Genomic DNA, 26160 nt, shown 5'->3' with positions numbered 1-26160 from the left:
TCGCTGCCCGGCTCGCCGATCCTCTACTACGGCGACGAGATCGGCATGGGCGACAACATCTGGCTCGGCGACCGCGACGCCGTCCGCACCCCCATGCAGTGGACACCGGACCGCAACGCGGGCTTCTCCACAGCCGACCCCGGCCGCCTGTTCCTGCCCACGATCATGGACCCGGTCCACGGCTACCAGGTGACCAACGTCGAGGCGTCCATGGCCTCGCCATCGTCCCTGCTGCACTGGACCCGGCGCATGATCGAGATCCGCAAGCAGAACCCGGCGTTCGGACTCGGCTCGTACACCGAACTGCAGTCGTCCAACCCGGCCGTGATCGCGTTCCTGCGGGAGTACGAGGACGATCTCGTCCTGTGCGTGCACAACTTCTCCCGGTTCGCCCAGCCGACCGAGCTCGATCTGCGCGAATTCAGCGGACGGCACCCGGTGGAGCTGTTCGGCGGGGTGCGTTTCCCGGCCATCGGGGAACTTCCTTACTTGCTGACGCTGGCGGGACACGGCTTCTACTGGTTCCGCCTCCGCAAGGAGAACTGACTCCCCCAAGCCCGGCGGGGCGGTTTCCACCGCCCCGCCCGGGGCACGCATCACTAACACCCCGACCACCCCCCGGGGAAAGGACGCGACGTCATGTCGGAAGCCGTCACCCGTACGCTCACCTCCACTCCGGGTTTCCTTGCGTCCCTGGACCCCTTGTTGCGGGAGTGGCTCCCGCGGCAGCGGTGGTTCGCCGGAAAGGGCCGCCCGGTCACCGGGTTCTCCCTGGTCGCCGCCACCGAACTGCTCCCCTCGGACGGCAAGCTGAGCCTGTACCACCTGCTGGTCCGCGCCCATCAGCCGCTCGCCCTCGGCGCCGAGACGCACCCCGGAGACTGCTACCAGCTCCTCATAGGCGCGCGCGAGGCGCTGCCGCCCCGGCTCGCGCCCGCGCTGATCGGACACGTGGAGGAGGGCCCGCTCGCCGGACGCACGGTGTACGAGGCCCTGTACGACCCCCGGCCCGCCGAACTGCTCCTGGAAGCCCTGCGCACCCAGGCCCGGATCGGCGGGCTGCGCTTCGAGCGGGAGCAGGACCAGGAGATCCGCCCGGGCCTGGTACCGCGCGTGATGACCGCCGAGCAGTCCAACTCGTCGATCGTCTACGGCGATACGTTCATCCTGAAGCTGCTGCGCCGGGTCGTGCCCGGCGTCAACCCCGACCTGGAACTGCCGCTGGCGCTGGCCCGGGAGGGCTGCCCCCGGGTCCCGGCGCCCACGGCCTGGATCCGGGCCGAGCAGTCCGGGGAGCCGTACGTGCTCGGGGTGCTCCAGCCCTTCGTGCAGGGCGCCTCGGACGGCTGGGAGCTGGCCCTTCGCGAGCTGGCCAAGGGCGAGGACTTCGCCGCGGAGGCCCGGGCGCTGGGGCGGGCCACCGCCGAGGTGCACACCGCGCTGGCCCGCGCGCTGCCGACCGTCACCCTCGGCCGTACTCAGCTGGACCTGATGGTCCACGGCATGCTGGAGCGGCTGGACTCGGCCACGCAGGCGGTGCCCGCGCTGCGGCCGTACGCGCCGGGGCTGCGGTCCGCGTTCGAGGCGCTGGGCACCCTCGCGGCCGAGGGTCGCACCTGGACCGCCCAGCGCGTCCACGGTGACCTGCACCTCGGCCAGTGCCTGCGCTCACCGGCCGGGCAGTGGTCGCTGATCGACTTCGAGGGCGAACCGGCCAGGCCGCTCGCAGAGCGCCGCATGCCGCAGCCCCCGCTGCGGGACATCGCCGGGATGCTGCGCTCCTTCGACTACGCCGCCCATTCGGCCGAGCCGGCCATGCCGGGCTGGGCCGAGACCTGCCGGGCCGCGTACTGCTCCGGGTACGCCGAGATCTCCGGCGTCGACCCACGTACCGATCCGGTGCTGCTGCGGGCGTGCGAGACGGACAAGGCGATCTACGAGGTCGTCTACGAGGCCCGCCACCGTCCCGACTGGCTTCCGGTCCCGCTGTCGGCCGTGCGCCGTCTCGCCGCGGACGTCGGCGCACCGTCCCCGCTCATCTCACCCTCGTCGAGGAGGCTCCACCCGTGACCCCCCGCCCCCCGTCCCCCGGTTCCGATCCGCACCAGTCGGCCGAGCAGACGGCCGAGGAGAAGAGCGTCGCGAAGAAGGCGGCCGTAGAGTCCGCGTCCGTGAAAAAGGCGGCCGCGAAGAAGGACGCGGTGCAGAAGGCGAAGAAGGCCGCGAAGAAGGCGACCGCCAAGACGCCCGGCGCCAAGTCGCCCACCGTGAAGAAGACTTCGGCGAAGAAGGCGCCCGGGAGCAAGGCCCCGGGCAAGAAGTCCGTCAAGGCGCAACTCGCGGAGCCGGCACCGGAACCCGCGCGCGAGCCCGCGCCGGTGGTCGCCGTCTCCCCCGCCGTGGACGCCGACGACCGGGCCCGTCTCCTCGCCGGCACCCATCACGCTCCGCACTCCGTGCTCGGCGCGCACCCGGTGCCCGGTGGAGTGGCCTTCCGGGTCTTCCGGCCGTACGCCCGGTCCGTGACCGTTCTCGCCGGGGAGCTGCGGGCCGAGCTGCACGACGACGGCGAGGGCTTCTTCTCCGGTCTGCTGACGCTGCGGGAGGTGCCGGAGTACCGGCTGCTCGTGACGTACGAGGACTCGGAACTGGAGACCGAGGACCCCTACCGCTTCCTGCCCGCGCTGGGCGATCTGGACCTGCATCTGATCGGCGAGGGCCGGCACGAGCAGCTGTGGCAGGCGCTCGGCGCCGAGCCGATGACCCACCAGGGCGTCGCAGGCACCCGCTTCACGGTGTGGGCGCCGAACGCGCGCGGGGTGCGGGTGGCCGGGACCTTCAACTTCTGGGACGGCACCGGGTATCCGATGCGGTCGCTGGGCGGGACCGGGGTGTGGGAGCTGTTCGTCCCGGCGATAGGCGAGGGCGAGCTGTACAAGTTCGACATCACCCGGCCCGACGGTTCCCGCACCCAGCGCGCGGACCCGATGGCCCGCCGTACCGAGGTCCCGCCCAACACCTCCTCGATCATCCACGCCTCGCACCACGAGTGGCACGACCAGGAGTGGATGGAGCGGCGCGGACGGGTACCGGCGCACGAGGGGCCCCTCTCGATCTACGAGGTGCATCTGGCGTCCTGGCGCCCGGGGCTGACCTACCGCCAGCTCGCCGAGCAACTGCCCGCCTACGTCAAGGAGCTGGGCTTCACGCATGTGGAGCTGATGCCGGTCGCCGAGCACCCGTTCGGTGGTTCCTGGGGCTATCAGGTCACCGGCTTCTACGCGCCCACCGCGCGGCTCGGCACGCCCGACGACTTCAAGTTCCTGGTCGACGCGCTGCATCAGGCGGGCATCGGCGTGCTGATGGACTGGGTGCCCGCGCACTTCCCGCGCGACGACTGGGCGCTGGCGGAGTTCGACGGGCGTCCGCTGTACGAGCACGAGGACCCGCTGCGCTCCGCGCATCCCGACTGGGGCACCCTGGAGTTCGACTTCGGGCGCCGCGAGGTGCGCAACTTCCTCGTCGCGAACGCCGTGTACTGGTGCGAGGAGTTCCACATCGACGGGCTGCGGGTCGACGCGGTCGCCTCGATGCTGTACCTCGACTACTCGCGTGAGCCGGGGCAGTGGATACCGAACGTGCACGGCGGCCGGGAGAACCTGGACGCGGTGGCGTTCCTCCAGGAGATGAACGCGACCGTCTACCGGCGGGTGCCGGGTGTGGTGACGATCGCGGAGGAGTCCACGGCCTGGGACGGCGTCACCCGCGCCACCCACCACATGGGCCCCGGCGGCTTCGGCGGTCTGGGCTTCGGCCTGAAGTGGAACATGGGCTGGATGCACGACTCGCTGGGCTATCTGTCCCACGAGCCGATCCACCGCAGGTACCACCACCACGAGATGACCTTCTCGATGGTGTACGCCTACAGCGAGAACTACGTGCTGCCGATCTCGCACGACGAGGTCGTGCACGGCAAGCGGTCGCTGGTGTCGAAGATGCCGGGCGACTGGTGGCAGCAGCGCGCCACCCACCGCGCCTACCTGGCCTTCATGTGGGCCCACCCGGGCAAGCAACTCCTCTTCATGGGGCAGGAGTTCGCCCAGGGCGCGGAGTGGTCGGAGGCGCACGGCCCGGACTGGTGGCTGCTGGACCCGGCGTACGGGGCGGAGGCCGACCACCGGGGCGTCCGCGACCTGGTCCGGGACCTGAACGCCGTCTACCGGGACACCCCGGCGCTGTGGGCGCTGGACACCAGTCCGGACGGCTTCCGGTGGGTGGCCGGGGACGCGGCGGAGGACAACGTCTTCGCGTTCCTGCGCTACGACACCGACGGCGTGCCGCTGCTGGCGGTCTCCAACTTCGCGCCGGTGGTCCGGCAGGACTACCGCCTCGGCGTCCCCGAGGACGTTCCGGCCTGGCACGAGACGCTGAACACCGACGGCGCGCGGTACGGCGGCAGCGACGTCACCAACCCCGACCCCCTGAAGCCCGAACCCCAGGGCCGGCACGGCCAGGCGACCAGCATCCGCCTGACCCTGCCGCCCCTGGCGACGGTGTGGCTGCGGCCGGCCTAGCCGACCAGGCCGGCCGGGAGCGGGCCGGTGTGCAGGATGCCGAGTCTCTGCGTCGCCCGGGTCAGGGCGACGTAGAGGTCGCTGGTGCCGTAGCGGCCGGGCTCCACGACCAGGACCGAGTCGAACTCCAGGCCTTTGGCCTGCCGCGGGTCCAGCAGGACCACGGTCCGGGTGAGGTCCGGTTCCGCGTCCGCCGTCACGCCGTCCAGGTGGGCGGCGAGGCGGCGGTGGAGGTCGCGCGGGGCGATGACCGCCAGGCGTCCCTCCGCCGGGGTCAGCTCCCCGACCGCCTTGGCCACGGCGCCGGGGAGGTCGTCCGTCGCGCGGATCCACGGCCGTACGCCCGTCGAGCGCACCGAACTCGGCGGTTCGAACCCGGGGTTCTCGGCGCGGACCACGGCCGCCGCGAGTTCCATGATCTCGGCCGGGGTGCGGTAGTTGACGCCCAGCCGGGTGTGCTCCCAGCGGTCCTCCACGTACGGCCGGAGGATGCCGGACCAGGAGCCGACGCCCGCCGCCTCCGAGGTCTGGGCCGGGTCGCCGACCAGGGTCATCGAGCGGGTCGGGCTGCGCCGCATCAGCAGGCGCCACGCCATCGGCGACAGCTCCTGCGCCTCGTCGACGATGATGTGCCCGAACGCCCAGGTGCGGTCGGCCGCCGCGCGCTCGGCGGCGCTGCGGTGGTCGTCCTCCTCCTGCCGCTCGGCGAACCGCTCGGCGTCGATGATGTCGTGCGCGGAGAGCACCTCCGAGTCCTCGTCGTGCTTGTCGTCGAACTCGTAGGTGCGTGAGGCGTACGACACGTCCAGCACGCCCTGCGCGTAGGCGATCTGCGTCTCCCGTTCGCGATCCGCCCGCAGCCGGGCCACCCGGTCGTCCTCGCCGAGGAGTTCGGCGGCCTCGTCGAGCAGGGGGACGTCCGCCACGGTCCAGGCCCGGGTCATCGGGCGGCGGACGGCGGCCGCGTCGGCGGCGGACAGGTACCCTTCCGGCTCGGCGAGGAAGTCGGCGACCACCCGCTGCGGGGTGAGCAGCGGCCACAGCCGGTCGATGGCCGACCAGACCTCGGGGTTCTCGGCGAGGTCGTCGCGGATCTGGGTGATGTCGCTCGGGTCGAGCAGGTTCGTCCCGTCGTAGGGGTCGGTGCCGATGCGCTCGGCGACCATGTCGGTGAGGGTGTTGAGGATGTGGCCCTCGAAGTACTCCCGCGCCGCGTTGTGCGGCAGCCGCGCCGAGCGGGTGCGGTCGCGGGCGACGCCCACCAGGCCGTCGTCGAGCATCAGGATCTCGCGGTCGTGCTCGATCGCGATCACCGGATCGGGCAGCGCCTGCCGGTCGCGTACGACGGCGGCGAGCACCTCCGCCATGTCGGCGCGGCCCTTCACGGCGGCCGCCTCCGGGGTGTCCGCCGCCTTCGCGCGTACGCCGGGGAACAGCTCGCCGACCGTCGCCAGCAGCACGCCCGTCTCACCGAGCGAGGGCAGCACCTCGCCGATGTAACCGAGGAAGGCGGGGTTGGGGCCGACGATCAGGACGGCCCGCTTGGCGAGCAGTTCCCGGTGCTCGTAGAGGAGATACGCGGCCCGGTGCAGGGCGACGGCCGTCTTGCCGGTGCCGGGGCCGCCCTCCACCACCAGGACTCCGCGGTGCGGGGCGCGGATGATCTCGTCCTGTTCCGCCTGGATGGTCTGCACGATGTCGCCCATGCGGCCGGTGCGCGCGGAGTTCAGGGCGGCGAGCAGCACGGCGTCCCCGCTGGGGTCCTCGTGGCCGGTGCGCTCCTGGTCCCCGAGGTCGAGGATCTCGTCGTGCAGCGCGGTCACCGTACGGCCGCTGGTGCTGATGTGCCGGCGCCTGCGCAGGCCCATCGGGGTGTGGCCGGTGGCCAGATAGAAGGGGCGGGCGACCTCGGCCCGCCAGTCGATGAGGATCGGGGTGCGGGCCTCGTCCTCGGTGCGCAGTCCGATCCGGCCGATGTGATGGCTGACTCCGGAGGCGAGATCGATCCGGCCGAAGCAGAGCGAGCCGTCGACCGCGTTCAGCGCGGCGAGCAGCCCAGAGCGCTCGGCGACGAGGATGTCCCGCTCCAGACGGGCCTGCATGGGCGTGTTGCCCTGGGCGAGCGCGTCGGCCACGGAGGTCTCGGTGTCACCGCGCAGCGCGTCCACGCGCGCGTACAGGCCGTCGATGAATTCCTGCTCGCCGCGCATTTCATCGTCCGGAAATTCGCTGTTTGACAATTCCACTCCCGCCCGGATATACTGCGCTTACTCAGCTTCTCGCGACCCAATTCTTTTGAAGTCGCGAATCATTGAATATACGCAAAGAAATCCCCCGGGCGCAATTACCCGGGGGATTTCTGCTGACTCCGTACGGGCCGCACAGCTCACAGCACGTCGGCGATCTCCTCCAGCAGCCGCCGCTTCGGCCGGGCCCCCACCATGGACCGCACCGGCTCACCGCCCCGGAAGACCATGAAGGTCGGCATGGACAGCACCTTGTAGGCGTTGGTGGTCAGCGGGTTGTGGTCCACGTCCAGCTGCACCACCTTGAGCCGCTCCCCCTCCTCCGTCGCCAGCGCACGCAGCACCGGCGCCATCTGCCGGCACGGCGGGCACCAGTCGGCGGTGAACTCCACCAGCACCGGCAGGTCCGACCCGATGACTTCCCTCTCGAAGTCGGCGTCGGTCACTTCACTCACCACGGCTACCCTCCCAGTTCGCACTTCGGATCCTCGGCGAGGGCGAGCCGCACCCCGATCTGCGCCCGCACGGCCTGCAACTCGCCGATCAGCGCGTCGAGTTCGTCCAGCTTGCGCCGGTAGACCGCGAGCGAGGCCGGGCACGCGTCGCCCTCGGGGTGCCCGGCCCGCAGACACTCGACGAACGGCCGGGTCTCCTCCAGGTCGAACCCGAAGTCCTGGAGCGTCCTGATCTGCCGCAGCAGCCGCAGATCGCTCTCGTCGTAGGTCCGGTAGCCGTTGCCGGTGCGCCGCGCGGGCAGCAGGCCGCGCGACTCGTAGTACCGAAGGGTCCGGGTCGTCGTCCCGGCCCGCTCGGCCAGCTCGCCGATTCGCATGCGGATGAACGTAAGCCTTGACCCCGGCGTCAAGGCAACAGCGGTTTGCGCTCCACCGGGGAGGTGAGCACGATCGACGTCGTCGTCCGGCCGAGCGCGGAGACCTCCTCCAGGACCTCCTCCAGATGGACCGTGTCCCGCACAGCCACCTTGAGGATCCAGCAGTCCTCGCCGACCACATGGTGCGCCTCGGTGATCTCCGGGCGTTCCATCAGCTCCAGGGTCCTCGGGTGCTTGAGGGTGTAGCCGCCGTGCGGATCGACCCGGATGAACGCCTGGATGCCGTAGCCGAGCCGGGCCGGGACGACGTGGGCGCCGTAGCCGCTGATCACGCCTGCCGACTCCAGGCGGCGCACCCGCTCGGTGACCGCCGCCGGGCTGAGCCGCACCCGGCGGCCCAGCTCGCTGAGCTTGATCCGGCCGTCCGTCTGGAGGAGCGCGAGGATCTGCCGGTCGAGCGCGTCGAAGGCCACCGAGGTTTCCTCGGCGGCGGCGCGCGGACGCCGCGGTTCTTTTTGCACGGCCGCCTCAACTCCCATGATTCCCCCTTCAGAACGCGGTCATCCAGCAAGAGAATTATGGTCATGGAAAAGCCACGAGAGGTACTGGTCATCGGCGGCAACCGCTATATCGGCAAGCGCCTGATCCGCCGCCTGCTGGCGGCCGGTGACCGCGTGACGGTCCTCAACCGGGGTTCCGCGACGCCACCCCCGGGCACCGTCCACCTCGTCGCCGACCGCGACGACGAGAACTCCCTGCGGGCGGCGCTCGGTTCCCGCACCTTCGATGCCGTGGTCGACCAGGTCTGCTACACACCGCGCCAAGCGGTCCTCGCGCGCAGGGTGTTCACCGGACGCACCCGCCGGTATGTGATGACGTCGACGGTCGAGGTGTACGAGCACGAGGACTCCCCCGCCCTGGTCACGGAAGCGGCCGTGAACCCGCGCGCGGTGCGGGTCGACACCGAACTGCCCTGGCATAAACCGGAGTTCCGCGACACCCATTACGGCGAGGGCAAGCGGCAGGCGGAGGCGGTCCTGGCCGCCGACCCCGGTTTCCCGTACGTCGCCGTGCGCGTCGCCCATGTCCTGGGCGGGGACGACGACTTCACGGGACGGCTCGCGCACTACGCCGAGCGGATCCGCACGGGCGCGCCGATCGCGGTACCGGCGGTGAACCGGCCCGCCACCTACATCCATGTCGAGGAGATCGCCGACTTCCTGGCCTGGACGGTGGGCGAGGACTTCACCGGACCGGTCAACGCGGCCTCGCACGGCTTGCTGGGCACCGGTGACCTGTGCGAGGCGGTGGCGGCGCAGGTGCCCGGGGGCAGGGTGGTGCTGCGGGGCGTCGAGGTCGGTGAGGTGTCGCCGTTCTCCTTCACCCGCTCCTACGGCATGGACAACGCCCGGGCCACTCGGCTCGGTTTCCCCTTCGGCGACGTACGGCAGTGGCTGCCGAAGGCTGTCGCCGAGGTGCTGGGGACGTGAGTGCGCAGGAGGTGCGCGGCCTCTGCCGCCGCCGTCAGGGGGTGGCGAGGGCCCGGGTCTCGGCGGCGTACAGCTCGGCGGGATCGAAGCCCATGCCGGTGAAGTGGCCGGCCAGTTCCAGGGACAGGGTGCCGTGCAGGCGGGTCCAGAAGACCAGGGCGTGGTGGAGGGCCGCGGGCGGGGCGGCGTGGTCGCCCGCCCAGAAGCGGTGCTCGGCGATGTGGGTCTGGAACGGGTCCTCGGCGACTCCCTCGGCCTCGCAGGCGTCGAGGAGTACGGCCATCACCTCGGAGGCAATGAGGGTGGTGTCGGGGGGTGCCTGGTAGCCGGGAACGGGGGTGCCGTAGACGAGGAAGTACCGGTGGGGGTCTTCCAGGGCCCAGTCCCTCATGGTCCGGGCGAGGTCCGGGAGGCCGACGCCCGCCTTGGCCGCGGCCTGGAAGCGGTCGGCGAGGCCCCGGTAGGCGTCCCTGATCAGCTCGGTGATCAGTTCGTCGCGGTTGGCGAAGTAGCGGTAGAGGGCGGGGCCGCTCATGCCCATCTGCTTGGCGATGGCGTTGAGGGACAGCGCGGAGGCGCCGGCGCCGGCGATCTGCTCCCAGGCGCGGGTCTTGATCTCGTCCCGCACCTGGGCGCGGTAGCGCTCGCGGGGCGTCTTGGGGTCCGACTCGGGCACGATGGGCATGCTCCTGACCGGTGGGGCTATAGCATCAAGGGTTCGCTATAGGTTATCACCGGTTGGGGTTCGCGGCGCGCCGAGGGGTGGGGCCTCGGGCCGTCTCGCGGCGGGGGGAGGGCTTCCGGCTGCGTTTCGCCCCCGCCGCCCCTACCCGTCCCATCCAGGGGGCTCCGCCCCCAGACCCCCCGGTTCGACCCTTGAAGGGCCTCGTCCTCAAACGCCGGACGGGCTGAGACACGACCCCGCCGCGCCCCGAATACCCCCGCCGACCGGAGCGGCCCCCCGAACCCCGCCCCTCACACCCCCGACGGGCTGACCGTGCGGCCCGTCAGACGCAGGAGGAGCTCTGCGATCGGCGCCCGGATCTCCTCTCCGACTCCCCAGCTCCACTCGATGTCCGTCGCCACCAGGCGGGCCTGCGGACGGGGCCAGGGGCGCAGGGGGAAGCGCATGGTGCAGACCCGGTCCGCCGCGTCCCGTGCCGCCGCCGGCGGCATCTCGCGTCGGCGGCCCAGGGCCAGCGCGATGTCCTGGCCGTGGACCAGGATGTCCAGGAGGGGTTCCCGGGGTGTGGTCGTGGGCGCCAGCCGGCGGCTGCCGACGATGCCGCGGAGGTTGGCCACCAGTTCCGGGGTCGGCAACCGCGCCTCATGGACCGCCGTGTCGTGGATCAGGCGGTCCATGTTGCCCCGCGCCCGGACCCACGCGCCCACCAGGTCGCCGTAGGAGAAGCGGGGCGCCAGCGTCAGATGGGCCGCCACATCGCGGACCCGCCAGTCCCCGCAGGCCGTCGGGGTCTCCCACTGCTCCGGGGTCAGCCCCTCCAGGAGGTCCGCCAGACTCGCCCGCTCCGCGTCGACGATCTGCCACCGCTCGTCCGTCCCCAGTACCGCACCCACGGGAATCACCGCCCACTCAAGTGGTAAGCTTCTCTGACTAAAGTAGTCAGGGAGTCTGACTACTGTCAAGCGAGAGTCGAGGGAGTGTCCGCCGTGGTCGGCGAGAGTGAGATCAACACCGGCGTGCTGCTGTTCCTCCCGTACCGCGCCCTGGAGAACCGCGTCTTCGCCGCCCTCGCCGAGGCCGGGTTCGACGACTTCACGCCCGCGCAGGCCCGCGTCATGCAGCGCATCGGACCCCACGGCACCCGTCTCACCGACCTCGCCGAGCAGGCACAGATCACCAAGCAGACCGCCGGGTTCCTCGTCGACCAGCTGGAGAAGTCCGGTTACGTCAGGCGCGTGCCGGACCCCACCGACAAGCGGGCCCGGCTGGTGTGCGGCGCGGAGAAGGCCCGGGCGGCCAAGGAGGTCGCCGACGCCGTGATCGCCGAGGTGGAGCGGGAGTGGGAGGAACACCTCGGCAAGCGGCGGATGAAGCAGCTGCGCGAGGCGCTCACCCTTCTCCGGGAGATCACCGACCCCTGGGCGTAGCACCTCTGCCCACCACCCCCGGCGGGCAGAATGGCTGCCATGCCCACCGGTCAGACCACCCGCGCCGACGCCAACCGCCGCCGCATCCTGGACGTCGCCCTCACCGAACTCCTGCGCGATCCCGACGCGTCGATGGACCAGATCGCGCGCGCCGCGGGCGTCGTACGGCGGACGGTGTACGGCCATTTCCCCAGCCGTGAGGCGCTGGTCGGCACGCTCGTCGACGATGCCGTGGAGGCGGTCGCCGCGGCGCACGCGGCCGGGTGCGAGGGGATCGAGGATCCGGCGGAGGCGCTGGCCCGCTCGGTGCTGGCGGTCTGGGAGGTCGCCGACCGCTACCGCATCCTGGTGGCGCTGGCCCAGCGCAGCGTCACCGTGCAGGGCATCCGCGGCCGGCTGGCCCCCGTCCGCGAGACGGCGGCGGAGCTCCTGCGACGCGGCTTGGCCCAGGGCGTGTTCACCTCGCCGCTGCCGGCGCCCGCCCTGGCGTACGTCCATGAGCAGACCCTGATCGCCCTGATGGAGGCGGTGAACGAAGGGCTCCTCGCACCCGGGGAAGCGGGCCGCTCGGCCGCGGCCACCGTGCTGACCACGGCGGGCGTACCCGCCTCGGACGCCACCGCACTCGCGGCGCGGCTGAACACATGAGCCGAGCGGCCAGGCCCGTGGGGGGAGTGCCTGACCGCTCGGCGTTCTGCGGGAGCCGGGGCTACGCCTTCGCCAGCTCCTTCTCGCCGCCCTGTCCGGGAACCTCGGCCGGCGCTTCCCGCTCGGCGCCCCCGTCGTCCAGCAGGGTCGCCTCGTCGAACGGGATGTGACCGCCCAGCACCTGGTCGACCCGGCCCCGGTCGATCTCCTTGGTCCAGGTGCCGATCAGGACCGTGGCCACGGCGTTGCCCGCGAAGTTCGTCAGGGCGCGGGCCTCGCTCATGAACCGGTCGATGCCGACGATGAGACCGATGCCGTCCACCAGCGCGGGCTTGTGCGACTGCAGACCGCCGGCCAGCGTCGCCAGCCCCGCCCCGGTGACGCCCGCCGCGCCCTTGGAGGCGACCAGCAGGAACAGCAGCAGCGGGATCTGCTCGCCGACCGACATCGGCGTCCCCATGGCGTCCGCGATGAACAGCGAGGCCATGGTCATGTAGATCATCGTGCCGTCGAGGTTGAAGGAGTAGCCCGTCGGCACCGTGATGCCGACCACCGGCTTGCTGATGCCCAGGTGTTCCATCTTCGCGATGAGCCGCGGCAGCGCGGACTCGGAGGAGGACGTCGACAGGATCAGCAGGAACTCCCGGCCCAGGTACTTGAAGAGGGTCAGGATGTTCAGGCCCGCGACGACCCGCAGCAGCACGCCGAGCACCAGGAAGACGAACAGCACGCACGTGACGTAGAAGCCGAGCATCAGGACGGCGAGGCTCTTGAGGGCGTCGAGGCCGGCCGAACCGGTCACGGCGGCGATGGCACCGAAGGCGCCGATCGGCGCGGCCCACATGACCATCGCGAGGATGCGGAAGACGAGCCGCTGCAGGTGCTCCACACCGCGCAGGATCGGCTGCCCGGCCGGGCCCATGGCCTGCAGCGCGAAGCCGGCGAGCAGGGCGATGAGCAGGGTCTGCAGGACCTCGCCGCCGGTGAAGGCGGAGACCATCGTGGTCGGGATGATGCCGAGCAGGAACTCGGTGGTGTCCTTGGCCTCGGCGTCGACCTGGGCGTGACCGGCGTCCTTGACCGCGTCGGTCACCGCGAGGCCGGTGCCCGGCTCCAGGATGTTGCCGACGACCAGGCCGATGCCCAGCGCGACCAGCGACATGATCGTGAAGTAGACCAGCGCGATACCACCGACGGCACCGACCTTCGCGGCCTTGCGGACCGACCCGATGCCGAGCACGATCGTGCAGAAGATGATCGGCGAGATCATCATCTTGATCAGGTTCACGAACCCGGTGCCGATCGGCTTCAGCTCCACCGCGAAGTCGGGTGCGACCAGGCCGACGGTGATGCCCAGGGCGACCGCGATGATCACCGCGATGTAGAGATAGTGCGTGCGGTCCCGCTTGGCTGCGGGTGCCGTATCGGGGGTGCTGGCGGCCACGGCTGCCCTCCTTGACGTCTTCGTCGGCATCACCGGCGTGCGGCTCACGTCCGGGGGATTCGGGGAATGCCGTGACTATCTCCCGCCCTGTGAGGGCGGTCACCCTTCCGTTCATTTAGTTCACGCTCGGACGGCAGGCACACTGACGGCATGCGCCTCCCCGTCCCCCGGCCCCGCAGCCTCGCAGGCCAGCTCTTCGCCATGCAGGCGGTGCTGATAGCGGTGGTCGTCGCCGGGTACGCGCTGTTCACGTACGTCAGCGACCGCAGCCAGGCCGAGGAAGCGGCCGGCCGCGAGGCACTGGCCGTGGCCCGCTCGATCGCCGACGCCCCCTCGGTCCGGCAGGCGATCCGCACCGACGACCCCTCCTCCTCGCTCCAGCCGTACGCGCTGCACGTCCAGCGGGACACCGGGGTCGACTTCGTCACGATCATGAACACGCGGGGCATCCGCTGGACCCACCCCGACCCCGAGGAGATCGGCCAGCGCTTCATCGGTCATATCGAGGACGCGCTGGGGGGCGAGTCCTTCACCGAGACCTACACCGGCACCCTCGGCCCCTCCGTCCGCGCGGTCACGCCCATCTGGGACGGCGGGCGGATCGTCGGTCTGGTCAGCGCCGGCATCAAGGTGGAGGAGATCAGCAAGCGGGTGCAGGGCCAGCTGACCGCGCTGATCGGCGTGGCGGGCGGCGCGCTCGCACTCGGCGCGGTGGGCACGTACGTCGTCAACGCCCGGCTGCGCCGGCACACGCACGGCATGAACGCGACCGAGCTGAGCCGGATGTACGACTACACCCAGGCCGCCCTCCACGCGGTGCGCGAGGGACTGCTGATGCTCGACGGGCAGTTCCGGGTGGCGCTGATCAACGACGGCGGCCGGGAGCTGCTGGGCGTCTCGGACCAGGTGGTCGGCACCTCCGTGGCAGCCCTCGGGCTGCCGCCGTCGCTGACCGGTGCGCTGCTGGCGTCGGAACCCCGGGTGGACGAGGTGCACCTGACGGCGGACCGGGTGCTGGTGGTCAACACCTCCCCGGTGTCGGGCGGGGAGCGCCGGGGCACGGTCGTGACCCTGCGGGACGTCACCGAACTGCAGTCCCTGATGGGTGAGCTGGACTCCGAGCGGGGCTTCAGCCAGGCGCTGCGCTCGCAGGCGCACGAGGCCGCCAACCGGCTGCACACGGTGGTCTCGCTGATCGAGCTGGGCCGGGCCGAGGAGGCGGTGGCCTTCGCGACGGCCGAACTGGAGCTGGCGCAGGCGCTCACCGACCAGGTGGTGGCGGCGGTCGCCGAGCCGGTGCTGGCGGCGCTGCTGCTGGGCAAGACGGCCCAGGCGAACGAGCGGGGCGTGGAGCTGGTGGTGTCGCAGGACAGCCGGCTCGACGACGGGCTGCTGCCGCCGTCGCTGCCCGCCCGGGACCTGGTCACCATCCTCGGCAACCTGATCGACAACGCGGTCGACGCGGCGCAGGGCAGCACGCGGGCCCGGGTGACGGTCCGGGCGTGCACGGAGGCGTCCGAGCTGGTGCTGCGGGTCTCGGACACCGGGGCGGGCGTGGACCCGGCGCTCGCGGAGGCGGTGTTCGAGCGGGGCTTCTCGACCAAGCCGGCGTCCGGTCCCGGTGGGCGGGGGCTGGGGCTGGCGCTGGTACGGCAGGCGGTGGGCAGGCACGCGGGGGCGCTGACGGTGGCGGACGCCGAGGAGGGCGGGGCGGAGTTCGAGGTCCGGCTGCCGCTGGGGGCCGTGCGGGCGGGCGGGGGCGTAGTTTCTGGGGGCGCATTCTCTGGAGGCCCCGTATGACCACCCCGCAGCAGATCCGTGTCCTGGTCGTGGAGGACGACCCCGTCGCCGCCGACGCGCATGTCCTGTACGTCGACCGGGTCCCCGGCTTCACCGCCGTCGGCAAGGCGCACACGGGTGCGGAGGCGCGCCGCGCGCTGGAGCGCACCCGCGTGGACCTGCTGCTGCTCGACCTGCACCTGCCGGACGTGCACGGGCTGCAGCTGGCCCGCTCGCTGCGGGCGTCGGGCCATCACGCGGACGTGATAGCGGTGACGTCGGCGCGGGATCTCGCGGTGGTGCGGGAGGGTGTGTCGCTGGGCGTGGTCCAGTACGTCCTGAAGCCGTTCACCTTCGCGACCCTCCGGGACCGGCTCGTGCGGTACGCCGAGTTCCACGCGGCGGCGGGCGAGGCGAGCGGCCAGGACGAGGTCGACCGCGCCCTGGCGACCCTGCGGGCCCCGGGCCCGGCCGCCCTGCCGAAGGGGTTGAGCGCGCCGACCCTGGAGCGGGTGACGGTGACGCTGCGGGACTGCGCGGAGGGGCTGACGGCGGCGGGCGTGGCGGAGGCGGTGGGCATCTCGCGGATCACCGCGCGCCGGTACCTGGAGCATCTGGTGGACGCGGGGCGGGCGGCGCGCAGTCCGCAGTACGGGACGGTGGGGCGGCCGGAGCTGCAGTACCGGTGGGTCCCCGGCCCTCAGGTGAACGGCCGGGCGTAGGCGACGACCTGGGCGGCGAGGCCGCACAGCGCGAGGGCTTCGAGGACGGAGACGGCGAGCAGTCCCGGGGACGTCTGCCCGGCGCTCCAGTGGACGGCGAGCCCGGCGAGCGGCACGACGCAGAAGGCCGACAGGTCGATGGCGCACTGGACGGCTTTGCGGGAGCGGCGCCGGGGGTCGGTGCGGTGGGCGGTCTCCCACGCGAACAGGCGCTCTCCCTCGGCCAGTTGGGCGAGCCGCGGGCCGAGGTCCTCGCGCACGTACTTGCCGATGGCGGAGATCTTCTCGTCGTTGACGAGGTAGGTCCAGCCGAGGACCACGCACACGGGCGGGATGGCGAGCAGCATGGCGGACCGCTGGGTCTGGGCGGCGGCGGCGATGACCGCGGCGACGACGGTGAGGGTGACGTAGAGGAGGTTGTCGCGGAAGCCGATGCGGGTCTTCTGTTCGTCCTTGACGGTCTGGTACTCGGTGAGGAGCAGTTGGCCGATGGTGACGTCGCGCTCCGCCACGGTGTTCTTCCTTCCCCCGGTGGTCGTGCTTGGCAGTACCTTAAATGCGTGCCGCAGACTTCACACACCGTCGTCGTCGTGACCGCGCTGGCCGTCGAGTACGACGCCGTACGCGCCCATCTCGGCGCCGGTGCCGAGGAGTTGGTCCACGAGGACGGAACGCGGGTGGAATGCGGGCGGCTGCCGGGCACCGAATGGACGCTGGCCCTGGCCGAGTTGGGCGAGGGGGCGGTGAACGCGTCCGCGCTGACGGCGCAGATCCTGGGCTGGCTGCGGCCGGAGGCGGTGCTGCTGGTGGGCGTGGCGGGTGCGCTGAAGGCCGATGTCGCGCTCGGTGACGTCGTGGTCGGCACGAAGGTGTACGCGGTGCAGGGCGGCAAGCTGACCCCGGAGGGCTTCCGGGCCCGCCCCGAGGTCTGGCACGGCTCGAACCGGCTGGTGCAGGCGGCGCGGTCGGCGTTGCGGGGGCCGGCGGACGTACGCGGACACCTGAAGCCGATCGCGTGCGGGGATGTGGTCCTGACGGACGACAGGTCGGCGTTCGCGGAGTTCATCGGGCGCCACTACGACGACGCGAACGCGATCGAGACGGAGGGCGCCGGGGCCGTCCACGCGGCGCATGTCAGCGGGCAGGTGGACGCGCTCGTGATCCGGGGGATCAGCGACCGGGCCGATGCCCACAAGTCGGCGGCGGACGCGGGCGGTTCGCAGCGGCGGGCGGCGGCACAGGCGGCGGCCGTGGCGGTGGCGGTGCTGCGCAAGCACCGTCCGCGGGAGGCCTCCGCCCGGGCCGGCGCCGCGGAGGGGGCCCGCTACGGCGGCGATCACCTCGACTTCCGGGGCGGGGTCTTCCACGGGCCTGTCGTCGGCAAGCGGGTCGACCGGGAGCGGTAGCCGGGCGGTCGATCCTCCGCAGACGCATTGACCCGACCGGACCACCCCACCTACGTTCACCGGGCAGCCATCCCCGCGCCACAACGACGTGAGCCCGCAGGAGGTCATGCCGTCATGCCCGTGCGCCCCACCGCCGCCCTGCTCCCCACCCTCCTCGCCCTCGCCGCCGCGACGACCCTCACCGCCTGCGGCGGCGGTTCCGGAAGCGATCCGGACACACTGAAGGTGTCCTTCAAGCAGTCGACGGACAACAACATCAAGGTGATGGACACCTTCCTCGCGGACATCAAGAAGCAGTTCGAGAAGAAGTACCCCGGCAAGAAGGTCGAGTTCATCCCGATCAAGGCCCCGGACTCGGAGTACTACACCAAGCTCCAGCAGATGCTCCGCTCCCCCAAGACCGCCCCCGACCTGGTCTACGAGGACACCTTCCTCATCAACTCCGACATCACCAGCGGCTACCTCAAGCCCCTCGACGACTACCTCGCCAAGTGGCCGGACTGGGACCGGTTCATCGACTCGGCGAAGGCGGCGGCGAAGGGCGAGGACGGCAGGACGTACGGCGTCCCGGACGGCACCGACACCCGCGGGCTCTGGTACGACAAGGCCGTCTTCGCCAAGGCGGGCCTCCCCGCTCCCTGGCAGCCGAAGACCTGGGACGACGTCCTGGAAGCGGCCCGCACGATCAAGGAGAAGGTCCCGGACGTCACCCCGCTGAACGTCTACACCGGCAAGCCCGCGGGCGAGGCCGCCACCATGCAGGGCTTCGAGATGCTCCTGTACGGCACCGAGGACCGCCTCTACGACGAGCGCACGAAGAAGTGGATCGCCGGCAGCCAGGGCTTCAAGGACTCCCTCGCCTTCGTCGAGACGGTCTACCGGGAGAAGCTCGGCCCCGACGTCGCCGACGCCCTGGACCCCAACTTCGGCACCCGCGTGCGCGGTGAACTCCTCCCCCAGGGCAAGCTCGGCATCGCCCTCGACGGCTCCTGGCTCCCGCAGGACTGGCTGGAGGGCAGCGGCCACGAATGGCCCGAGTGGTCCGAGAAGCTGGGCCTGGCGGCCATGCCGACCCAGCACGGCCAGGCGCCCGGCAAGGTGAGCATGTCCGGCGGCTGGACCTGGGCGATCCCCGCGAAGGCCGCCAACCCCGGCCTCGCCTTCGACTTCATCAAGACGATGCAGACCAAGGAGAACGCCCGGAAGTGGTACATCGCCAACTCCGGCATCGCGGTCCGCGAGGACGTCGCGAACGACCCCGCGTACGCCGGGGCCCAGCCCGGCATCGCGTTCTTCACGGACCTGGTCGCGAGCACCCACTACCGGCCCGCCTACCCGGCGTACCCGAAGGTCTCCACGGCCGTCCAGGAGGCGATGGAGAGCGTGACGACCGGTGACGCGTCGGTGGAGGAGGCGGCGCGGAACTACGACGAGGAGCTCGAGGCCGCCACCGACGGCCAGGTGATCCGGAAATGAGCCGGCGCGCATGAGGACGATCACCCGCGCGCTCCCGCTCGTCCCCGCCGTCGTCCTCCTCCTCTTCCTCGCCGGCCCGATCGCCTACTGCGCCTGGATCGCCTTCACCGACCTCCAGCTCACCGGCCAGGCCGAGGAGTCCTTCGTCGGCTTCGAGAACTTCCGTACGGCATTCGGCGACGAGGACTTCCTGAACGCCGTCCGGCTGACCCTCGTCTTCACGGTCGTGTCGGCGCTGATCGGCCAGAACACCCTGGGCCTGGCCCTCGCGGTGCTGATGCAGCGCGCGTCCAAGCCGGTCCGCACACTGACGGGCGGCATCGTCATCGCCGCCTGGGTGCTCCCGGAGGTGGTGGCCGGCTTCCTGCTGTACGCGTTCTTCCGCCGCGAGGGCACCCTCAACGCCCTCCTGGACTGGCTCCATCTCCCCACCCAGAACTGGCTGTTCACCCTTCCGATCCTGGCGGTGTCGTTCGCGAACGTGTGGCGGGGCACGGCGTTCTCGATGCTGGTGTACTCGGCCGCGCTGAACGAGATCCCGAAGGAGATCACGGAGGCGGCGGAGGTCGACGGCGCGAGCGGCCGGCGCCGCCTGTGGCACATCACGCTGCCGATGATCCGCCGCTCCATCGGCACGAACCTGATGCTGATCACCCTCCAGACGCTGTCCGTGTTCGGCCTGATCTGGGTGATGACGCGAGGCGGCCCGGGCGGCAAGAGCCAGACGCTCCCGCTCTTCATGTACGAGGAGGCCTTCCAGAAGAGCATGATCGGCTACGGGACGGCGGTGGCGTTGCTGCTGCTGGTGGTCGGTGCGCTGTTCTCGGTGGTGTACCTGCGGCTGCTGCGGACGGAGGTGTAGGGCGTGCGCTCCCAAAGGACGACTCGTCGCCTCGCCGCCGACGCGGGCCTGCTGGCCGTCGCTGCGGCCTTCGTGCTCCCGCTGGCGTGGGTGATCCTGTCGGCGGTCGATCCGCACGCGGACCTGTCGGTGACCGTCCCGGACGGTGTGACCTGGGACAACTTCGACGCGGTCCTCACCGACGACATCACCTTCACCCCGCTGCTCAACAGCCTGCTGCTGTGCGGGGGCGGGACCGTGCTGACGGTGGTGTGCGCGGCGCTGGCGGCGTATCCGCTGTCGCGGTTCCGCTCCCGCCTGAACCGGCCGTTCCTGCTGACGATCCTGTTCGCCACCTGCCTGCCGATCACGGCGATCATGGTCCCGGTGTACGCGCTGTTCGTCCAGGTGAACCTGATCGACACCATGCGGGGCACGATCTTCTTCTTCGCCGCCTCCCAACTGCCGTTCGCCATCTGGCTCATGAAGAACTTCATGGACGGCGTGCCGAAGGAGCTGGAGGAGGCGGCCTGGACGGACGGGGCCTCGCCGTTGCAGTCGCTGCTCCGGATCGTCCTGCCGCTGATGGGACCCGGGGTGGCGGTGGTGACGGTGTTCTCGTTCGTGATGATGTGGGGGAACTTCTTCGTCCCCTTCATGCTGCTGCTCACCCCGGACCAGATGCCGGCCGCGGTGAGCATCAACGAGTTCTTCGGCAATCGCGGGACGGTGGTGTACGGGCAGCTGGCGGCCTTCTCGGTGATCTACTCGACGCCGGTGATCCTGCTGTACGTCCTGGTGGCGAGGCGGCTGGGCGGGGGGTTCGCGCTGGGCGGGGCGGTCAAGGGGTGAGAAGGCCGCGCCGGTACGGCGAAACGTACGAATTGCGCCGCGGGTACTCGTCCGTACGGGCCCGATCGGTGTGCCGCACGTCCGCACACCTGGGCGAAACGTGGGGCGCCCCGCCGGGGCCGGCCGTGGCGGCATGCCTGCCGTCCGGGGCCTGGAAGCAGACGCGAATATGCCCGCTGACCTTGCCGTTCCTCGGGTGGCCGTCGACCGGGCGAGCACCCCGGCGCGGCCCCCTCCTGCGCCCACCCCCACCGACCGGCGATCTTCGGCCATCCGCCTCCGACGGCCGGAACCGTACGTTCCTACAATCCGTGATCCTGGCCGAACAGACCGTAGTCACCGCTCCCCCGTGCCCTTAGCTTGTGGCCCGTGCGCCGACCCCCAGCTCAACCGAACCAGTCCATTCCGCCGACTCCCCCGTTCAACGCCCCCGCCGCCCGCCGGCTCCGCGCCGCCCTGAACATGGGCCCCGAACATGTCGCCTACGGCATGCGCGTCTCGTACGGCCTGCCCTACGTCACCCCGGACCTCGTGGTCGCCTGGGAACGCGGGGTCACCTCGCCCTCCAACCCCGAACTCACCGCGCTGGCGGGCGTGCTGTGGTGCTCGCCCGGTGAGCTGCTCGGCCGTCCGCGGACCCTGCGTGAGCACCGCATGGCCCGCGGTCTCGCCGCCGAGGACGTCGCCCGTGCCGTGGGGCACGAACTGCCCGCCTATCTGCGGATGGAGGAGAGCGACGACTGGCGGGGCACCGAGCGGCAGACCGCCGAGCTCTCCGCACTGCTCGGGCTCTCGCTGGCCGACTTCGTCACCGTCACCGGGCGCGACGGCAAGCTCGCCGACCTGCTGCGCAGTGCGGTGACGACGCGCTGGCAGGCGTACGTCCGCCCGATCGGCAAGCTCTGCCCGCTCGACCGGCGGATCCTGGAGGACGCCCTCCAGGAACTGCACGGCGACTACCACGGCCAGATGGTCGCCACCCTGAGCTGGGGCGGCGGCGAGAGCGGGTCCAGCGCGTCCGGCCGGGAGTTCCTGGACCGGATCGTGGACCACTTCTGGACCCGGGTCGGTGATCGTTCGCCAGGCGGAGCCTGAACGGGCGGGCCGCGGGACCGGGTCCGGTGGGCCGGGGCCTAGAAGACCGACTCGGCCTCGTCCATCCGGTCCTTCGGCACCGTCTTCAGCTCGGTCACCGCTTCCGCCAGCGGCACCATCACGATCTCGGTGCCGCGCAGCGCCGTCATCCTGCCGAACTCGCCCCGGTGCGCCGCCTCCACGGCGTGCCAGCCGAAGCGGGTGGCGAGGACCCGGTCGTAGGCGGTGGGCACGCCACCGCGCTGGACGTGGCCGAGGATGACCGGCTTGGCCTCCTTGCCGAGGCGCCGCTCCAGCTCGAAGGCGAGGGCGGTGCCGATGCCCTGGAAGCGCTCATGGCCGAACTGGTCGATCGCGCCCTTGCCGTAGTCCATCGAGCCCTCGGCGGGGTGGGCGCCCTCGGCGACGCAGATGACGGCGAACTTCTTGCCGCGCGCGAAGCGCTCCTCGACCATCTTCACCAGGTCGGCCGGGTCGAACGGGCGCTCGGGCAGACAGATGCCGTGGGCGCCGGCGGCCATGCCGGACTCCAGGGCGATCCAGCCGGCGTGGCGGCCCATGACCTCCACGACCATCACCCGCTGGTGGGACTCGGCGGTGGTCTTCAGGCGGTCCATCGCCTCCGTCGCGACACCCACCGCGGTGTCGAAGCCGAAGGTGCGGTCGGTGGAGGAGATGTCGTTGTCGATCGTCTTCGGCACGCCGACCACCGGCAGCCCGGCGTCCGACAGCATCCGCGCGGCCGTCAGGGTGCCCTCGCCGCCGATCGGGATGAGGGCGTCGATGCCGAACTCCCGGGCGATGTCGGGAGCGCTGTCGCAGGCCTCGCGCAGCCGGTCGCGCTCCAGGCGGGAGGAGCCGAGGATGGTGCCGCCGCGGGCCAGGATGCCGCTGACCGCGTCGAGGTCGAGGGTGCGGTGGTGGCCGTCCAGCAGACCGGCATAGCCGTCCTCGAACCCGATGACCTCGTCGCCGTACTGGGCGACGGCGCGGTGCACGACCGACCGGATCACTGCGTTCAGGCCGGGGCAGTCGCCGCCTGCGGTGAGAACTCCGATACGCATCGTGCTGTGTCTCCTGCTCGCTGTTGACACCAATGAGCCAGTCCGATTGTTTCACGTCCCGGAGAGGGATGCCGCATCCCGCATCTGACGGGCGCCTTATCTAGCGGCAGAGGTATTGTCAAGAGGGTTCTGCTCACCTCGGTGGGCGATTTTTATGACGTTGACCAGCCGACACCTTGCCCACACGGACGAAGGGGAGACCACGCGTGACGCGGAGCGTGTACGTGACCGGTATCGACCGCGGTGACGGCCGCCAGGTCGTCGAACTGGGGGTCATGGAGCTCCTGACCCGCCGGGTCGACCGGGTGGGTGTCTTCCGGCCCCTGGTCCACGACGGCCCCGACCGGCTCTTCGAGCTGCTGCGGTCCCGCTACCGGCTGGTGCAGGACCCGGCGACCGTCTACGGCATGGACTACCACGAGGCGTCCGCGCTCCAGGCCGAGCAGGGCACCGACGAGCTGGTCTCCACCCTCGTCGACCGCTTCCACCTGGTCGCCCGCGACTACGACGTCGTCCTCGTCCTCGGCACCGACTACGCCGACACCCAGTTCCCGGACGAGCTCTCCCTGAACGCCCGGCTCGCCAACGAGTTCGGCGCCTCCGTCATACCCGTCGTCGGCGGCCGCAAGCAGCCCGCCGAGTCGGTGCTCGCCGAGACCCGCAACGCCTACCGCGCCTACGACGGCCTCGGCTGCGACGTCCTCGCCATGGTGACCAACCGGGTCGCGCGGGGCGACCGGGACGAGATCGCCGAGCGGCTCGCCGACCGGCTGCCCGTCCCCTGTTACGTCCTGCCCGACGAGCCCGCCCTGTCCGCGCCCACGGTCGCGCAGATCGCCCATGCCCTCGGCGCGAAGACGCTCCTCGGCGACGAGTCGGGGCTCGCCCGGGACGCGCTGGACTTCGTCTTCGGCGGTGCGATGCTGCCGAACTTCCTGGGCGCCCTGACGCCGGGCTGCCTGGTCGTGACCCCGGGCGACCGGGCGGACCTGGTGGTCGGCGCGCTCGCCGCGCACAGCGCCGGCACCCCGCCGATCGCCGGTGTGCTGCTCACCCTGAACGAGGTCCCGAGCGACGACGTCCTCACCCTCGCCGCCCGGCTCGCCCCCGGCACCCCGGTGCTCTCGGTGCCCGGCAACAGCTTCCCCACCGCCGAGCAGCTCTTCTCCCTGGAGGGGAAGCTCAACGCGGCGACCCCGCGCAAGGCGGAGACCGCCCTCGGCCTGTTCGAGCGGTACGCCGACACCGGCGACCTGCTCCAGCGGGTCAGCGCCCCCAGCAGCGACCGGGTCACTCCGATGATGTTCGAGCACAAGCTGCTGGAACAGGCCCGCTCCGACCTGCGGCGCGTGGTGCTGCCCGAGGGCACCGAGCCGCGGGTGCTGCACGCGGCGGAGGTGCTGCTGCGGCGCGGGGTGTGCGATCTGACGCTGCTCGGCCCGGTGGACCAGATCCGCAAGAAGGCCGCCGACCTCGGCATCGACCTGGGCGAGTCGCAGCTGATCGACCCGGCCTCCTCCGAACTGCGCGACGCCTTCGCCGAGAAGTACGCCGCCCTGCGCGCCCACAAGGGCGTGACCGTGGAGCTGGCCTACGACGTCGTCTCGGACGTGAACTACTTCGGCACGCTGATGGTGCAGGAGGGCCTGGCCGACGGCATGGTCTCCGGTGCCGTGCACTCCACGGCCGCGACCATCCGCCCGGGCTTCGAGATCATCAAGACCAAGCCGGAGGCGTCGATCGTCTCCTCGGTGTTCTTCATGTGCCTCGCCGACAAGGTCCTCGTCTACGGCGACTGCGCGGTCAACCCCGACCCGAACGCCGAGCAGCTCGCCGACATCGCCATCCAGTCGGCCGCCACCGCCGAGCAGTTCGGCGTGGAGCCGCGGATCGCGATGCTGTCGTACTCCACGGGTACGTCCGGGTCGGGCGCCGATGTCGACAAGGTGCGCGCGGCGACCGAGCTGGTGCGGCTGCGCAGGCCCGATCTGATGATCGAGGGGCCGATCCAGTACGACGCCGCCGTCGAGCCGTCGGTCGCCGCGACCAAGCTGCCGGGCTCCGAAGTCGCCGGACAGGCAAGCGTGTTGATCTTCCCCGACCTCAACACCGGCAACAACACCTACAAGGCCGTGCAGCGCTCGGCCGGCGCCATCGCCGTCGGCCCGGTCCTCCAGGGCCTGCGCAAGCCGGTCAACGACCTGTCCCGCGGCGCGCTCGTGCAGGACATCGTCAACACCGTCGCCATCACGGCGATCCAGGCCCAGTCCCCCCTCGAGAAGGCGTCCCAGCAGTGAGCTCCCCGCGCGGCACCCGCGTCCTCGTCCTGAACTCCGGCTCCTCGTCGGTGAAGTACCAGCTGCTCGACATGAGCGACGGCAGCCGGCTCGCGGTGGGCCTCGTCGAGCGCATCGGCGAGGACACCTCCCGGCTCAAGCACACCCCGAAAGGCGCCGAGTCCCGCGAGCGGACCGACCCGATCCCCGATCACGGGGCCGCCCTGAAGGCCGTGTCGGAGGAGCTGGCCAGGGACGGGCTCGGGCTCGACTCCCCGGAGCTGGCCGCGATCGGGCACCGGGTCGTGCACGGCGGCAAGCACTTCACCGAGCCGACCGTGATCGACGACGCGGTGCTCGCCGAGATCGAACGGCTGATCCCGGTCGCCCCGCTGCACAACCCGGCGAACCTCACCGGGATCCGCACGGCCAAGGCGCTGCGGCCGGATCTGCCGCAGGTCGCGGTCTTCGACACCGCGTTCCACACCACGATGCCGGAGTCGGCCGCCCGCTACGCGATCGACGTGCGGACCGCCGACGAGCACCGCATCCGCCGCTACGGCTTCCACGGCACCTCGCACGCCTACGTCTCCCGGGCGACGGCCGAGCTGCTGGGCAGGTCGCCGGAAGACGTGAACGTCATCGTGCTGCACCTCGGCAACGGCGCCTCCGCCTCGGCGGTCCGGGGCGGCCGGTGCGTGGACACCTCCATGGGACTCACGCCCTTGGAGGGCCTGGTGATGGGTACGCGCTCGGGAGACATGGATCCGGCCGTCATCTTCCATTTGATGCGTGTTGCCGGAATGTCCACCGATGAGATCGACACTCTTCTCAACAAGAAGAGCGGTCTGATCGGCCTGTGCGGTGACAACGACATGCGCGAGATCCGGCGCAGGATCGACGAGGGTGACAAAGAGGCGCAACTCGCCTTCGACATCTACATTCACCGCTTGAAGAAGTACATCGGCGCCTATTACGCCGTACTCGGACGGGTGGACGCGGTCGCCTTCACAGCGGGAGTCGGGGAAAACGCGAGTCCCGTGCGAGAAGCTGCCGTGGCCGGTCTGGAGGAGCTCGGACTGGTGGTGGACGGCGAGCTGAACGCCGTACGCAGTGACGAGCCGCGGCTGATCTCGCCGGAGTACGCACGGGTGGCCGTGGCCGTGGTGCCGACCGACGAGGAACTGGAGATTGCTACTCAGACGTACGCGCTGGTAAATGGCTCACGGAACCTCACCTGAGCGGCATCCCGCCCTTTTGTATTTTCCGCCAGACGGAATATTCCGCAGCGAAACAAACCGAT

At 71.2% G+C, this 26160-nt stretch carries 24 protein-coding genes; 15 read left to right on the top strand and 9 right to left on the bottom strand.

Annotated features, from left to right (window positions below):
* The 3 genes from M8H82_RS20430 to glgB form a co-directional block, all read left to right on the top strand.
* Positions 1-546: alpha-glucosidase C-terminal domain-containing protein (locus tag M8H82_RS20430; RefSeq protein ID WP_250076142.1), on the top strand; the 546-nt coding region annotated here is incomplete at its 5' end.
* Positions 547-639: 93 nt separating this feature from the next.
* Positions 640-2070, top strand: a complete 1431-nt coding sequence (locus M8H82_RS20425; RefSeq protein WP_250076140.1) for a maltokinase — start codon at positions 640-642, stop codon at positions 2068-2070.
* Positions 2067-4574, top strand: coding sequence for a 1,4-alpha-glucan branching enzyme (glgB, locus tag M8H82_RS20420; RefSeq protein WP_250076138.1), 2508 nt, complete (start codon positions 2067-2069; stop codon positions 4572-4574). The genes M8H82_RS20425 and glgB overlap by 4 nt, the downstream gene beginning before the upstream one ends.
* On the opposite strand, the gene M8H82_RS20415 is transcribed toward glgB, so the two are convergent.
* The 4 genes from M8H82_RS20415 to M8H82_RS20400 all read right to left on the bottom strand — a co-directional run bounded on the left by M8H82_RS20415 (position 4571) and on the right by M8H82_RS20400 (position 8125).
* Positions 4571-6784, bottom strand: a complete 2214-nt coding sequence (locus M8H82_RS20415; protein ID WP_250076136.1) for a UvrD-helicase domain-containing protein — start codon at positions 6782-6784, stop codon at positions 4571-4573. The genes glgB and M8H82_RS20415 overlap by 4 nt on opposite strands.
* A 176-nt stretch (positions 6785-6960) precedes the next feature.
* Positions 6961-7275, bottom strand: a complete 315-nt coding sequence (locus M8H82_RS20410) for a thioredoxin domain-containing protein (RefSeq protein WP_250076134.1) — start codon at positions 7273-7275, stop codon at positions 6961-6963.
* Between the two features lie 5 nt (positions 7276-7280).
* Positions 7281-7652: a MerR family transcriptional regulator gene (locus M8H82_RS20405; protein ID WP_250076132.1), complete on the bottom strand. Its 372-nt coding sequence runs from the start codon at positions 7650-7652 to the stop codon at positions 7281-7283.
* Between the two features lie 29 nt (positions 7653-7681).
* Positions 7682-8125, bottom strand: a complete 444-nt coding sequence (locus M8H82_RS20400; RefSeq protein ID WP_250076165.1) for an Lrp/AsnC family transcriptional regulator — start codon at positions 8123-8125, stop codon at positions 7682-7684.
* 111 nt (positions 8126-8236) lie between these two features.
* Between M8H82_RS20400 and M8H82_RS20395 the strand changes: the two genes are divergently transcribed.
* Positions 8237-9142, top strand: a complete 906-nt coding sequence (locus tag M8H82_RS20395) for an NAD-dependent epimerase/dehydratase family protein (RefSeq protein WP_250076130.1) — start codon at positions 8237-8239, stop codon at positions 9140-9142.
* A gap of 34 nt (positions 9143-9176) precedes the next feature.
* Here the strand turns inward: M8H82_RS20395 and M8H82_RS20390 are convergent, their stop codons facing one another.
* A complete protein-coding gene (locus tag M8H82_RS20390; protein WP_250076128.1) occupies positions 9177-9827 on the bottom strand; it encodes a TetR/AcrR family transcriptional regulator in 651 nt (216 codons plus the stop codon).
* Positions 9828-10117: 290 nt separating this feature from the next.
* Positions 10118-10729: a maleylpyruvate isomerase family mycothiol-dependent enzyme gene (locus M8H82_RS20385; protein WP_250076126.1), complete on the bottom strand. Its 612-nt coding sequence runs from the start codon at positions 10727-10729 to the stop codon at positions 10118-10120.
* An 84-nt stretch (positions 10730-10813) separates the two neighbouring features.
* Here M8H82_RS20385 and M8H82_RS20380 point away from each other — a divergent pair, with 84 nt between their 5' ends.
* A complete protein-coding gene (locus M8H82_RS20380) occupies positions 10814-11254 on the top strand; it encodes a MarR family transcriptional regulator (RefSeq protein WP_250076125.1) in 441 nt (146 codons plus the stop codon).
* 30 nt (positions 11255-11284) lie between these two features.
* Positions 11285-11902, top strand: coding sequence for a TetR/AcrR family transcriptional regulator (locus M8H82_RS20375; RefSeq protein ID WP_250076123.1), 618 nt, complete (start codon positions 11285-11287; stop codon positions 11900-11902).
* Between the two features lie 61 nt (positions 11903-11963).
* Here the strand turns inward: M8H82_RS20375 and M8H82_RS20370 are convergent, their stop codons facing one another.
* Complete coding sequence (locus M8H82_RS20370; RefSeq protein WP_250076163.1) at positions 11964-13376, bottom strand: cation:dicarboxylate symporter family transporter; 1413 nt, start codon at positions 13374-13376, stop codon at positions 11964-11966.
* Between the two features lie 120 nt (positions 13377-13496).
* Here M8H82_RS20370 and M8H82_RS20365 point away from each other — a divergent pair, with 120 nt between their 5' ends.
* Both M8H82_RS20365 and M8H82_RS20360 read left to right on the top strand, forming a co-directional pair.
* The gene (locus tag M8H82_RS20365; protein WP_250076121.1) at positions 13497-15146 is read left to right on the top strand and encodes a sensor histidine kinase; all 1650 of its coding nucleotides are present in this window, start codon (positions 13497-13499) and stop codon (positions 15144-15146) included.
* Complete coding sequence (locus tag M8H82_RS20360) at positions 15143-15847, top strand: response regulator (protein WP_250076120.1); 705 nt, start codon at positions 15143-15145, stop codon at positions 15845-15847. The genes M8H82_RS20365 and M8H82_RS20360 overlap by 4 nt, the downstream gene beginning before the upstream one ends.
* On the opposite strand, the gene M8H82_RS20355 is transcribed toward M8H82_RS20360, so the two are convergent.
* Positions 15826-16359: a hypothetical protein gene (locus M8H82_RS20355; protein WP_250076119.1), complete on the bottom strand. Its 534-nt coding sequence runs from the start codon at positions 16357-16359 to the stop codon at positions 15826-15828. The genes M8H82_RS20360 and M8H82_RS20355 overlap by 22 nt on opposite strands.
* A gap of 48 nt (positions 16360-16407) precedes the next feature.
* Here M8H82_RS20355 and M8H82_RS20350 point away from each other — a divergent pair, with 48 nt between their 5' ends.
* The 5 genes from M8H82_RS20350 (at position 16408) to M8H82_RS20330 (ending at position 21517) form a co-directional block, all read left to right on the top strand.
* Positions 16408-17253 (top strand): 5'-methylthioadenosine/S-adenosylhomocysteine nucleosidase, encoded by an 846-nt coding sequence (locus M8H82_RS20350; RefSeq protein ID WP_250076117.1) that lies wholly within the window; start codon positions 16408-16410, stop codon positions 17251-17253.
* 114 nt (positions 17254-17367) lie between these two features.
* Positions 17368-18729, top strand: a complete 1362-nt coding sequence (locus tag M8H82_RS20345; protein ID WP_250076115.1) for an ABC transporter substrate-binding protein — start codon at positions 17368-17370, stop codon at positions 18727-18729.
* A 10-nt stretch (positions 18730-18739) separates the two neighbouring features.
* Entirely contained in the window at positions 18740-19591 is an 852-nt protein-coding gene (locus tag M8H82_RS20340; RefSeq protein ID WP_250076112.1) for a carbohydrate ABC transporter permease, read from the top strand.
* Positions 19592-19594: 3 nt separating this feature from the next.
* Positions 19595-20422, top strand: a complete 828-nt coding sequence (locus M8H82_RS20335; protein ID WP_250076110.1) for a carbohydrate ABC transporter permease — start codon at positions 19595-19597, stop codon at positions 20420-20422.
* A 360-nt stretch (positions 20423-20782) separates the two neighbouring features.
* Positions 20783-21517, top strand: a complete 735-nt coding sequence (locus tag M8H82_RS20330) for an XRE family transcriptional regulator (protein ID WP_250076108.1) — start codon at positions 20783-20785, stop codon at positions 21515-21517.
* A 38-nt stretch (positions 21518-21555) separates the two neighbouring features.
* On the opposite strand, the gene M8H82_RS20325 is transcribed toward M8H82_RS20330, so the two are convergent.
* A complete protein-coding gene (locus M8H82_RS20325) occupies positions 21556-22581 on the bottom strand; it encodes an ATP-dependent 6-phosphofructokinase (RefSeq protein WP_250076106.1) in 1026 nt (341 codons plus the stop codon).
* Between the two features lie 206 nt (positions 22582-22787).
* Here M8H82_RS20325 and pta point away from each other — a divergent pair, with 206 nt between their 5' ends.
* The gene (pta, locus tag M8H82_RS20320; protein ID WP_250076104.1) at positions 22788-24878 is read left to right on the top strand and encodes a phosphate acetyltransferase; all 2091 of its coding nucleotides are present in this window, start codon (positions 22788-22790) and stop codon (positions 24876-24878) included.
* Entirely contained in the window at positions 24875-26098 is a 1224-nt protein-coding gene (locus M8H82_RS20315; RefSeq protein ID WP_250076102.1) for an acetate kinase, read from the top strand. Before pta ends, M8H82_RS20315 begins: the two co-directional genes overlap by 4 nt.
* The last annotated feature ends 62 nt before the right edge of the window (positions 26099-26160 follow it).

The sequence above is a fragment of the Streptomyces sp. YS415 genome (assembly GCF_023544665.1).
Lineage (GTDB): Bacteria > Actinomycetota > Actinomycetes > Streptomycetales > Streptomycetaceae > Streptomyces.
Note: the sequence above shows the minus strand (reverse complement) of the source record. Positions and strands in the feature narration are given on the sequence as shown.